The 12,037-nt window shown below is 68.4% G+C and carries 8 protein-coding genes and 1 pseudogene; 7 read left to right on the forward strand and 2 right to left on the reverse strand.

Annotated features, from left to right (window positions below):
• The first annotated feature begins 128 nt into the window (after positions 1-128).
• Complete coding sequence (locus tag ACIBQ1_RS04340) at positions 129-1,028, forward strand: hypothetical protein (protein WP_397274526.1); 900 nt, start codon at positions 129-131, stop codon at positions 1,026-1,028.
• Here the strand turns inward: ACIBQ1_RS04340 and ACIBQ1_RS04345 are convergent.
• A complete protein-coding gene (locus tag ACIBQ1_RS04345; RefSeq protein ID WP_397274527.1) occupies positions 1,014-2,627 on the reverse strand; it encodes an SMI1/KNR4 family protein in 1,614 nt (537 codons plus the stop codon). The two genes, ACIBQ1_RS04340 and ACIBQ1_RS04345, sit on opposite strands and share 15 nt — an antisense overlap.
• Before the next feature lie 86 nt (positions 2,628-2,713).
• Here ACIBQ1_RS04345 and ACIBQ1_RS04350 point away from each other — a divergent pair, with 86 nt between their 5' ends.
• The 6 genes from ACIBQ1_RS04350 (at position 2,714) to ACIBQ1_RS04375 (ending at position 10,959) form a co-directional block, all read left to right on the forward strand.
• A complete protein-coding gene (locus ACIBQ1_RS04350; protein WP_397274528.1) occupies positions 2,714-2,902 on the forward strand; it encodes a hypothetical protein in 189 nt (62 codons plus the stop codon).
• A 119-nt stretch (positions 2,903-3,021) separates the two neighbouring features.
• Positions 3,022-3,840 (forward strand): MOSC domain-containing protein, encoded by an 819-nt coding sequence (locus ACIBQ1_RS04355; RefSeq protein WP_397274529.1) that lies wholly within the window; start codon positions 3,022-3,024, stop codon positions 3,838-3,840.
• A 515-nt stretch (positions 3,841-4,355) separates the two neighbouring features.
• Positions 4,356-4,808 (forward strand): hypothetical protein, encoded by a 453-nt coding sequence (locus ACIBQ1_RS04360; RefSeq protein ID WP_397274530.1) that lies wholly within the window; start codon positions 4,356-4,358, stop codon positions 4,806-4,808.
• 533 nt (positions 4,809-5,341) lie between these two features.
• Positions 5,342-5,746 carry an RICIN domain-containing protein gene (locus ACIBQ1_RS04365; protein WP_397274531.1) on the forward strand — a complete coding sequence of 135 codons (405 nt, stop codon included), beginning with the start codon at positions 5,342-5,344 and terminating at the stop codon, positions 5,744-5,746.
• Positions 5,747-6,180: 434 nt separating this feature from the next.
• The gene (locus ACIBQ1_RS04370) at positions 6,181-10,269 is read left to right on the forward strand and encodes an Ig-like domain-containing protein (RefSeq protein WP_397274532.1); all 4,089 of its coding nucleotides are present in this window, start codon (positions 6,181-6,183) and stop codon (positions 10,267-10,269) included.
• A gap of 93 nt (positions 10,270-10,362) precedes the next feature.
• Positions 10,363-10,959 carry a hypothetical protein gene (locus tag ACIBQ1_RS04375; RefSeq protein WP_397274533.1) on the forward strand — a complete coding sequence of 199 codons (597 nt, stop codon included), beginning with the start codon at positions 10,363-10,365 and terminating at the stop codon, positions 10,957-10,959.
• Between the two features lie 171 nt (positions 10,960-11,130).
• On the opposite strand, the pseudogene ACIBQ1_RS04380 reads toward ACIBQ1_RS04375, so the two are convergent.
• Positions 11,131-11,886: pseudogene (locus ACIBQ1_RS04380) on the reverse strand (transposase); the annotation flags it as partial.
• Positions 11,887-12,037 lie beyond the last annotated feature (151 nt).

Raw genomic sequence — 12,037 nt, forward strand, 5'->3', positions numbered from 1 at the left:
TTTCTAGGCGGAGCTACCGAACGTGATCATGTCATTCTGTTCCGGTTGTTTCCGGGAGATCAACGGATCTTCATCGCTACATTCGGGTTTTCTATCCGTAAACCCGAGCGAAAGAGAGACGGACCCCTATGTGGATCGCATTGGGCGTGATCGTCGTCCTGGTCGTCGGCGTGGCTCTGTGGTGGAAGTTCCGGGATCCGCTCAGAGGTGAGGACTTCTACAAGTTCCACGTCGAACGCAAGTGGGCCTGGGAGCTCGTCCTCGACGACGAGCAGGAGCGGGCCTTCATGGCCGGGCTCGAGGCGTACAACGAGGAGCGCACGGTCTTCCTGCACCGCGAGGCCGGCGTGCTGCGCGTCTACGACCCGTCCATGACGATCTCGCTGTTCCTGCTCACCGAGCAGTTCGCCGCGCTCGGCCCGCAGGCCCTCACGAACCCGGCGGCCGCCGTGCGCCACCTGCTCGACCGCGCCGCGCAGAGCGAGAGCGGCGGCGTCCTGCATCTCGACGACGACTGGATGGCCGTGCCGGTCGACGGCATGGACAAGCACGACTTCACCAGCGCCATGATGAGCGCCACGCACGCCCAGGGCGTGGACGGCGGCGTCGGCGGCTACGGCGACGAGGACGGCGGCTACGGCCTGCTCACCGTGCTCGTGGAGCTGCCGCGGCACGTGGCGCGCATGTACGACGACGCCCACAGCCACGCCGCCCCCGGCGAGATCCGCAACCGGCTCGACGCCTACAAGGCCGTGATCGAGGAGCCGGAGCCCGAGTTCGCAGCCGGTCTGGAGAGCGCCGACGCCGAACGCAGCCGCTTCACGAACACGCTGATGTACGACTACGGCCGGGTGCTCACCGAATATCGGTCGATGCGCCCGCAGATGCCGCACGCGCAGCCGTCCGACGTCATGTCCATGGTCATGGCGCGCATGCTCTCGGACAACCTGGCCGGCATGACCTGGACCCGGCAGCCGTCGACCGAGCAGTACCAGCGCGCCCTGGAGCTGATCTCAACGAGAGGCTGACCCGCCGCGGGTGAACCGGCCCGTGAAGGTCCGCACGTCCGCCGACCTGCCGGCCAGGTCGGCCGCCCACTTGACCGCCGTCCTCAGCGACGGCTCCGGGGCGTGGTAGGACCTGTCGACCGACCACCACCAGGCCCTCTCCCGGCGCGGCTCGTCGGCCAGCCCGGCCGCCGCCAGCCCCGCCGGGTGGCCGGACCGTTCCCAGAGCTCCTCCCACTGCGCGCGGCGCAGTCGCAGGTAGAGCAGGTTCTTCAGCTCGGCGAGCACGCCGAGGTCGGCGACGGCGGCCTGGGACAGATCCAGCCCGTACAGGCGCGGGCACGACAGCAGCGGCCCCAGGTCCACGGGGTCCCCCGTGCGCAGCGTCAGCAGGCGCAGCGCGGCGTGGCCCGCCAGCGGCCACAGGTTGATCGTGTCCATGGCCAGGTCGAGCAGCTCCACCGGCGTCTCGCGCAGCGGGGCCAGGTCCGCGCCCGGCACGTTCTCCACGGTGAGCTGCCACAGCGTCGGCGTCCCGCGCAGGGGCCGGAAGTCGGCCAAGGGCGCGTTGAGCACCGTCAGGCGTTCGATCCCCGGGCGCATGCCGCGCATGGTGGCCGCGTCGGGGCCGGTGATCGTCAGCGTGCGGGGCTCCTCCGCCGGCTGCTCGACGTCGATCCACAGCTCGCCGTGCTCGATCCGGTACGCGCCCGCCCGCAGCGCGGCGACGTGCCGCCGCAGCAGGGCGGTCACCGAGTCGGCGACGTAGACCGGGCCGTCGTCGTGATGCGTGCCCAGGCGGATGACCTGGCCGGGCCGCCCGCCGGGGCCCGGCGCGAGGTCCACGGCCAGGAAGTCGCCGCCGGCGCTGGTGGCGAACGGGATCCAGCCCGGGTGGTCCGACGCCCGGCGCACCGCCAGCCGCGGGCCGGTGCTGGTGATCAGCGGGCTGAGCAGGTGGTGCCGCCAGGCGCGTCCCGCGGCCCACCAGCGGTTCTCCGGGCGGCTCTGGTTCACCAGCAGTTCGAGGCCGAACCAGGGGTGCCGGTCCAGCAGCCCCTCGCCGCCGTCGCCGTCGATGTGCGCGTACAGGGCGGACAGGTCGTCGGGGAGCCCCATCGCGAGCTCGGCCCGGCGGGCCTCGGGGAGCGCGGGCGGCGGCGCGTAGGTGTCGCGTCCCAGGATCCGGTCCCGCTCGCGTAAGTAGGCGCCGAGCAGGGCGACCGCCTCCCGCGGGTCCCCCGCCGGCGTGGCCTCCGCCGGGCCCTGCTGGAACGCCGCCGGCTCGGCCGGCAGCGCGTGCCGGTCGAGCACGTACAGGAAGCCGCCGCCGGGGGCGCGCTCCAGCGACTCGCTGACCACTCCCTCGAACCGCCCCTTGGCCTCGACGACCAGCTCGACGGTCAGGTGATCGCCGGTCGGGGCGGCCAGCGCGTGCACGGCGCTCAGCTCGGCGTGCAGGTCGACGTCGCCGTCGCCCGCGCCGGGCTCGTACGTCAGGCCGCTGTGGCCGGACCCGCCGCCGCTGGTCGCGAACCCCCGCAATTCGGCCCTGCGCCACTTCGGCGGCGCCGCGGCCGAGATCTTCTCGGCCATGGAACGGAGTACGTCGTCAATCACGCGGCCCTTTGTAACACGACTCGATCTTGTGGACGGCCGGAACGGCACCGGCTGCTTTGTCGGTGATGATCTCTAATCACCCGCCCATGACACAAGAGACCCGCTTACCCGCCTGGCGGGAAATGCGCGACCTCGTCACCGAGGGCAGGACCGCGAAGCCGGCTGAGGGCGTGATCGCGCTGGACGAGGCGGAGCGCTACGCCCCGGCCCGCCGCGCACGCCCCGGCCCGGCCCGGCCACGCCCCCACCATCGGCTCCTGGACCGCCGCCGGTAGCGACCCCGGCACCCGGAACGCCTGGCCGCCACGGATCCCAGGCTCATGGGCACGACCGCCTCCGGATTAGGGGGGTTTGCCCCATGGCGCCAGTTACTGAACCGGATAAGCTAGGGTCCGTGATCCTTGATCAAATCCTGATTTATCCGCTCAAATCGGGCAAGGGTTGCTCGTTGTCCGAGGCGATCGTTCACCCCTGGGGCCTGGACGGGGACCGGCGGTGGGCGGTCGTCGACGAGCGCGGCGACAACCTGTGGCTGGGCGAGTTCCCACGGCTGGCGTCCGTCGCCGCGCACGCCACCGCCGAGGGCGGCCTGCGGCTCGCCGCACGCGGGATGGAGCCCCTGACCGTGCCGCCCGCCGCGGGCGCGGCCACGCCGGTCGGCTTCTCCGGCCTGGACAAGGCGGTGCTCGCCGACGACGCCGCGCACGCCTGGTTCAGCGCGTTGCTGGAACGCCCGGCCAGGCTGGTGTGGCTGGACGACCCCGGCCGGAGGTCGATCGATCCGGCGCACGGCGGGCTGCCGGGCGAGGTGGTGAGCTTCGCGTGGGACGCGCCGCTCCTGCTCATCTCGGAGTCGTCCGCGCTCGCCCTGGACGGATGGCTGGCCGAGGAGGCGGCCAGGTGCGGAGAGGACCCGCCCGGGCGGTTGTCACGGGTACGGTTCCGCCCCAGTGTGATCATCGACGGCGCGGAGGCGTTCGCGGAGGACCGGTGGCGGGAGGTGCGGATCGGCGCCGTGCCCTTCCGGGTCTCGGAGATCTGCGACCGCTGCGCGGTGACGACCATCGATCCGGAGACCCAGGAAAAGGGTAAGGAGCCGCTGCGGACACTGGCCCGGCACCGCAAGTGGGACGGCAGGACCTGGTTCGGCATCCGCCTCGTACCCCGCGAAACGGGCCTGATCAGGGTGGGCGATCCGATCAGCCCAGGCTGACCGGCGGATCGCCCGAGCGGCGTGACCGGCGGCGGTGACGATGTCCATCCGCATCACCGGCAGAGTGGAGACTCGCCGCCGGGACCCGAGCGAGTCGCACGGCCCAGTGACGTACAGGGCTCAAGCGAGCCTTGAAGGGCGGTCCGGGGTTCGCTGTGCTGGGCTGCACGACCATGGCGGCAGGCGGTATGAACGGGGCGGGCCTGGTCGCCGTCCGGTGAGTCGGATCGCTCGTGGCGTACGAGATGGTCGGCTGCTGTCACGCGCGGGGTGACCTGCGGCCACCGGCGGGTTCATCGTTCGGGGGCTCGGGTGGCGGGTCGGCGGCGGCAGGTGGTCTCCGCCGAGCGGGCAGCGCGCGTCCTGCCTGGTGAGCGGGTGGAACACAGGCCGATCGAGCGGAGGGCCTTCGGGGGCGTTCAACACACACTCAACGCATGCTCAACACGCCCGCTCCTACCTTCCCATTCGAGAACAGACCGACAAAGTCCCTGGAAACGGAAAGGCAGGCACCCATGCGTCTCACCAACATCGCCCTCGCCCTCGCCACCACCGCCTCCGGTTTGGCCCTGGCGACGGCCGCGCCGGCCGTCGCGGCCCCGGCCGCGCACAGCGAGGTCTCGATCCGCGCGAGCGCGGCGGCAATGGCCAGATGGCAGACCCAACGGCACGAGTCGTTGGGCCCAAGCAAGGGATATTTCACGACCGCGACCTGGCAGCGGCTCTCGGGCGTCCGCGTGATGCAGGTCAAGGCCCGGTGCTGGGGCAACGACTCGCAGATAGAGGTCAAGCTCTGGTTCCTGCGCCGCTACGGCGGCGGCGAGAAGGTCGCCAAGTCCGGCAAGTGGACCTGCAACGGCAAGTACGGCATCGTCCGCATCAGCAACGCCGGGCACTCGATGTACTGGGCGTCCTTCAACCTCAACAAGAAGCACACCGTCGAGTACTGGGTGCAGTACTACAAGTAACCTGCTACGAAACGCACTCCAGACCGCGCCCCGGGTGGCCCCCACTCGGGTCCATGCGACCAGCCCCAAAGTAGCTCTCTGTAATCATCGCTACGGCCAGTCGCGGTAAGGAGCCCGGTCTCGGCCAGCTTGTTCAGCACGGTGCCGACGCTCATCCCGCCGGTGGGGGCGGTGCGGAACCGGTAGAGCAGCAGCGGGAGGTCGACGGCCGCGGTGGCCATGGCGGTGGCTTCTCTGAACTCAATTGATCGCCGACCATTTGATGAAGGTCCTGATCAATTGAGGAGTTCCCGCCCGCTAGGTTCCGGCGTCCGTGTGCTGGATGCGCTCGCTGATCTTCGGTGGGTAAGGTTTGGTCGGCGTCCACCACCGTCTCCACCTGGCCGACCTGGCCGGAAGCGATGCGGTAGCCAGGCCGCCTCGGTGATGGCGGCCAGACCCTAGCTTGATCAACATGTCTCTGGCATGGTGGGTTTGCGGCCGATTCTGCTCGGCTGTCTCGCCTCGACCTGTGGTTCGGAAAGGACATCGACATGCCTCATGCAGGGGGTATCTACGTGCTGGTGAACGTGAACACCGGCATGTGCCTGGATGAGAACCAAGGCAACAATTGGGTCAGAGCATGGGGGCCCAATGGCGGCGATAATCAGAAGTGGGAGGTGAATCGGGATGGCCCCGGCCGTCGGTGGTGGCTTCGGAACATCCAGTCTGGCCGCTACCTTTGTGGCCACGGTGCAGATCTGGGAAGCGCACTTCGCACTGCGGAGGAGCAAGTCCTGTGGCATATCTCCGACGACGAAGGAGGGTACCGTTTGCAAATCGAAAACGACGTCGATTTGCATGTCGACGTAAAAGATTCTTCTCGTGACGACGACACAATAGTCCTGTTGCGGGAACGCAAGGGAAACAGCCAAGTCTGGCTCTTCGAAGAGGTATAAGGGGGCGTTTAGTCCTTTCTGATCCCGGGGTTCAGGCGCCACGCCAGGCTGCCAACCGACTGTATGAGCGTGTCGGCTTCCAACGGCGGGAGTCGGTGGTCTACCGGTTCGAACTGCAGGCAGCACCACGACAGGAACTCCCCGGCCGTCCCCATGATCGCGTTCGCGCGACCCTCGCTGCGGTAGCGCGCCGTCGCGCCCGGCCGACGCGACCGCGGCGGTGCGCTCCAGTGTTACCGGTCTCGCTCATGGAGGCGCCCGCAGGCGCCCAGGGCCCGCCCTCACCGCCCGCCATCGCGCACCAAACATCCAGCGCGAAGGCTCCCTTAGACCGAGACCCGGTCGGCCAAGTGGACAAGGTGCTCGACGCCGCCAAGGTAAAGGCGGCCAAAACCGGTAAACGCGTACCTCTTCCCTCACGCTACACCGAGTCCATGAAGGTGTGGGCCAATGCCGACGGCAAGACGCTGCACGCCGAACTCAGTACTGAGCCGGTGCAATTGCGGGTCGCCGGAAAAGGCGGCGAGAAGACCTGGCAGCCGGTCGACACCTCGATCGTGGCCAAGGACGACGGCACGCTGGCGGCCAAGCTGGTCAAGACCCCGCTGACCTTCGGCGGCGAGGGCGCCACCATCCTGGTCACCGCCGACGACAAGGACGGCACCGTCACCGTCGGCTGGGATCGCAAGCTGCCCAAGCCCACGGTGGACGGCAACACGATCACGTATCCGGACGCGGTGGCCAAGGGCGCCGACGTGGTACTCACCGTCCGCCCGAACGGGTTCACCCAGGACGTGGTGCTGCGCAGCCGCCCCCAGGAACCGATCAAGGTCACCCTGCCCGTCGTCTTGCCCAAGGGCAAGACGTACGGCAGGGCCGCCGACGGCCGGCCGCAGCTCAGGTCGGCGCAGGGCACCGCGGAGACCGCCCCACTGATCACGCGCGCGGTCGATGCCAAAGCCGTGGAGGCGCCAGGACAGGGCAGGACCGGCAACGTGGACACCTCGGTGGCCACCGATTCCGCCGGCAGGTCCGAACTGGTGCTGACCCCCGACGCGGCCTTCCTGGCCGATCCGTCGGTGACCTACCCGGTCGTCGTGCCGATGAGCGGTGAGTGGATCGGCGCGGGGGACTCCTCCGACACCTTCGTCTCCAGCGTGCAGTACCCCAACTCGGCGACGCTGTTCACGTGGCTCCGGGCGGGGAAGTCGGCCGACGGAGAACTGTGGCGCACCTACCTGCGCTACATGATCAACGGCACCGACCTGGACTACGCCACGATCGTGGACGCCGATTTGCGGCTGTGGAACTACCACGCCAGCGGGTGCGGCACCACGGTGGGCGTGGGGATCGTCGCGCGCCGGCTCACCAAGTCCTATGACTACTCCACCTTGACGTGGGCCAACCAGCCCTCCAGTACGGGCACCAACGCGGTCGTCGCCCCCGGCGGCTACAGCAGCACCCTGGCAGGCTGCTCGGGCAGCGGCGAGCTGTACCACTCGATTGAGACCATGACGGCGGCCATGCAGGGGCAGCGCTGGTTCGCGTCCGAGGTCGGCACCGACCTGCTGGACACCAGCGGGACCGGCGGCGGCGAGGACGAGGCCGACGACACCGCCCCTACCGTTGTCTCGGTCTCACCGTCGCCCGGTGCCTCCGGCGTCCCGGTGGACGCCAAGGTGTCGGCTACCTTCTCGGAGGAGGTGATCGGCGCCTCGGTGACCCTCCAAGCCGCGGACGGGACCGCCGTCTCCGGCACGATCGATGCGGACGCGTCCGGAACGAAGGTCACCTTCACTCCTTCCGCACCGCTCGCCGGCGGTACCCGGTACACCGCGACGATCACCGGTGCCCAGGACATCTGGGACAACGTGGTGGGTGACTACTCGTGGACCTTCACCACGGTGTCGGACTGCCCACCCGCCCAGGACCCCGACACGACGGCCCCCGCCATCCGGGCCCTCACTCCGCTTCCGGAGGCGACCGGCGTCAGCGGCGGCAGCCCGGTATCGGTGACGTTCTGTGAGCCGGTCAACGACCCGGTGCTGAGCCTTGAGGACGCCGCGGGGACGGCGGTCGGCGGCGCTGTCACGGTCGATCAATCCCGTACCACGGTCACCTTCACGCCGTCCGCCACCTTGCCACCGGGCATCCGGTACACCGCCGAGATCAGCGGTGCGGCCGACGACGCGGGCAACGTCATGACGGCTCACTCCTGGTCCTTCACCACGATGTCCACCGTTCCCCCGGACACGACACCGCCGGCGGTGACGGAGACGACACCTGGAAGCGGGGCCGCGGACGTGGCGCTCAGCGCGCAGGTGCGCGTCGCCTACAGCGAACCGGTGACCGGCGTCCAGATCACGCTCAGCGAGGCCGGGGGCACCCCCGTGCCGGGGACTGTCTCGATGGCCGAGGCCGACGTGGCCGTCTTCACCCCGTCCGCGCCTCTTGAGGCGGGTACGGCCTACACGGCGACCGCGGGCGGCGGCACCGACGCCGCCGGGAACGCGCAGGCCGCGCATGCGTGGTCGTTCATCACGATCCCGGCGGCGGCGGAACCGGTGAACCCGAACCCGTACTTCGAGTCGGAGATCGACCCGTGGTACGCCTACTTCGAGGAGGACGAACTCACCCGATCGACAGAGCAGGCGCACGAAGGCACCGCCTCGGCCAAGTTCGCCCCGCTGGCAGGCACCGGGGGGGCGGCCGCGGAGACGTTCGAGATCTCCGAGGGCACCGATTACGGCCTGTCGGGCTGGTTCTATCCGGCCGCGAGCTCCGTCGAGGGGTTCAACTTCGGCATCGAGTGGTACGACGTGGGCTTCAATCTCCTGTCATCCGACAACTTCCCCATCGAGGAGACCCTCGGGCAGTGGCAACAGGTCTCCGGCCCGGCCACAGCGCCGGTGGGAGCCGCCTACGCCGTCATCTACGTCGACGGCGCGGCCACGATCTACTTCGACGAGGTGACGCTGATCCCGGCCGGCGACTTGACCGCGGCCCGCGGCGGTGGCTCGGCGAAGAAGGCCAGGGAGCACGGCCCCGCCTCGCACTACCTGCCGAAGGGCCAGAGCCGCAGCAAGGCGAAGGTGACCGCCGCCAGTGACGACCCGCCGCCTGCGACCGCTCCCTTCAACCCGCAGCACCTCAGCGTGGAGAACTGCCGCGACACCGACTCCCTCGGCGAGGAGTACTACGCGCGCATCCAGGAACGCCCGTACACCTCCTGCTGGTCGGCGCAGATCCTCATCCAGGACTTCATCTGGGACAAGGAAAAGCTCAAGTGGAAGCGCAAGGTCAAGAAGACCGGCTGGATCGGTGCGGCCATCGACGCGATCGAGGATCTCACCACTGATGAGCTCGCCCTGGAGTTCCACGCCACGTACGTCATGCACAGCTACTTGGGCAACTCGACGGGCAGAGGTGTGGAAGGAGCAGCCGCAGGGAGCACCCTGCTGCCGCAGAACTTCAAGGTGTTCACCCGGCTGGAAGACTTCAACATCAGAGGAGGGGACGGTTCGGAGCACCGGGCGGAAGCCGAGAAGATCACCTTCAAGCTGGATCTGACCCTCGCCGCCGGTGAAGGAGCGACCTGCCGGATCCAGGAAGGCTCCGCCCAGGAGAAGACCGTGGCCGCCTGGCGCCAGGCCGGCAACACCGACTTCCTCGTCAAGGTCGACACGGCCCGCGAAGGCACCTGCAAGTACGCGCCTATGATCACCAAGATCGGCGACCTGGACACCCGTATGGGATTCTGGACCGACTGGGTGGTGGGCGAACGAGGACAGAAGACCGGCGTGCTGCGGGGTGGCTTCGGCACCGGATCGGACGATACCTTCGTGCCGAGCGTACGCTGCGACTCGATCAAGTTCTCGGCGAACGAGCCGCACACGGGCGGGTGCATCAACCCGGCGGCCAACCGCCTCTTCACGATGTCCCGGACGAAGGACTCCAGCTTCCTGCAGGTCATCAAGCACATCGAGGACGCGCTCAAGCAGGACGGCAGGCCGGATGACAACCGCCGCACCGTACCGCCGCTGCGCACCACGGAGACCCAGGTCCCGCCGGTCAAGGGACTGTTCGGCAACGAGAAGACCAAGACCATCCCCGGGAACTGGAACGCCCCGGAAGGTACGGACAAGGACGAGGTGGAGCCGGGTGACCCCCTGGTCCGCGGCCCCGCAGGAACGTCCACCACGAACAGGAGGGTTTTCAGTCCGCGTTTCGGTTTCACCGTGAACGGGACCCGGTACACGAACTACTGCAGGTACTACTATCCAGAGCGCTATGTGGATCCGATCGCGTCGCAGCTGGACCCGGACAGGAAAATCCACTGCGACGAATATCCCTTCGCCTCGACGCGGCAGGGCGCGGCGTCGGCCAACGGGAACTACTCCCTCCTGGCGCTCAGCGCCAGGCACAACACCGGAAGGGGCAGTCACGGGCAGGCGCTCCTGAATTTCTATGCCCGCTATCGCGTAGGCGCGGAGAATCCTTTCTGGGTGAACATCGTGCCGTAGCGCCTTGACGTCAAGATAGTCTGCGTGGTGCCGGGCCGGCAGCCCGGCACCACGCTTACCGACCCTTATTCATCCGAACAAGAAATAGCTGGTATGAACGATTTACGGCAATCTTTCCCCGCGGCCGACCAGCACGGCCTCCTGGCAGCCCATGGCTTCGGCGAGACGTTCGCCGGATTGTGGATCGAGAACGGGGACCTCGGCGAGATCGCCGACCTCCTCCGGCTCGACCAGCGTTCCGCCCGGGAGACGTCTCTGGAGCAGGAGGAGACACAGACGTTGGACGGAACCCTGCCCTTCAACGGCGACGACGCCGTTTGGATCGGACCGCACGCCCCCGGCTGGTCGGCCGTGGTCGGCCTCAGCGCCCTCAACGAGGGGGACGCCCGGCTCATCGAGGGCGGATGCCGCATGCTCGAGGTGAGCTGGTCGTGGGAGATCGACGGGGTCTACCCCCTCAGCTACTCCAACGGCGTACGGGACTCGGAAGAACTCGAGGGCTGGCTGGTCCCGCCGGGGTCCGTCTTCGAACCCTACGCGCACGGGCTGTTCCCCGACAGCGACGAGGGCCAGGGCGACGAAGTGTCGGCCAACGCCTACCTCATCCTCGTTGGACGGATGACCGGACGCTTCCTCGACGACGATTGGTTCCGTACCGTCGGCCGGGTCTTCCCGCTCTCCGCCCCGTGACTCATTGAGGCGGGGCTGCCTGGTTCTCCCGCGTTAGATGGATGAGTCCAAGGCATAGCTGCGGAGATAGGGCGAGGATGTCCATTCTCGGGTTGTTACGACCGAACTGGACACCCTCGCAACCGCACTCCATGTGAGGGTCGACGTATGCATTCAGCAACACCGTTGCGTTTAGCGTCGCGGGCGTGAGGCAAGTCCTTTCTCGAAGATCGTGACCTCGGTGTGAAAGCTGTAGGTCTGCGTGGTCGTGGGGTGTTGTCCAGCGTTCGGGCCGTACGTGCTGGTCGGGTTCTTGCGGGAGCGAGACTTGATGCGGGGACGACGCCGGGCGGGCAGGAGGGCGTCCAGGATGGCTTGGCCGATGGTGCCCAGGAGGTCGACGGGGCCGGCCGGGAAGATCCCGGTCGCGGTGGTCACCGTGGTGGCGGCGGCCTGGAGCAGGACAGTGAAACTGATCCGGTCCATGTCCAGGCCCGGCCGCATGACCGCGGCGTCGGCGGCGGCGCGGATCAACGCCTGGTAGACCGTCAGCAGGGCGTAGACCTCCTGCTCGATGCCGGGGATGGTGCGGGAACGCAGGACGCGGCCGTCCAGCATGGTTGCCTTGATCGAAAAGTAGGTGGTCTCGGCCTGCCACCGCTCGTGATAGACCGCCACCAATTCGCGGGCCGGGTAGCGGCGGTGGTCGAGCAGGCTGGTGACCAGCCGCCACTGCTCGGTCCGGGCGGTGCCATCGGCCAGAGTGACGGTGATCCGCGCCTCGATAACACGAACCAAGACAGGCGTCTTGACGATGCCGTAGCCGATTTTGGCCAGGTAAGAGCTATCGGGCAGGCGCTGCAGGATGAGGGGGCAGCGGCGGGCCGAGGAGCGCACCAGGAACTGCGCCCCGGTGACGGCCAGGTCGGACAGGAAGTCGGCGGCGTCGAAGCCAGCGTCTGGCGGATGACAGACTTCTCCTGCAACGGACTCCTGATGATCTTCTAGTGCCGCATCATCTTGGGTTTGCCCCGTTTCGTTGGGACACGCCGATCAAGGTCCCACCGCGGTCGGCGTGATCGCCTCAGACTCTGTTCGT

It is taken from the genome of Nonomuraea sp. NPDC050153, assembly GCF_044460125.1.
GTDB lineage: Bacteria > Actinomycetota > Actinomycetes > Streptosporangiales > Streptosporangiaceae > Nonomuraea.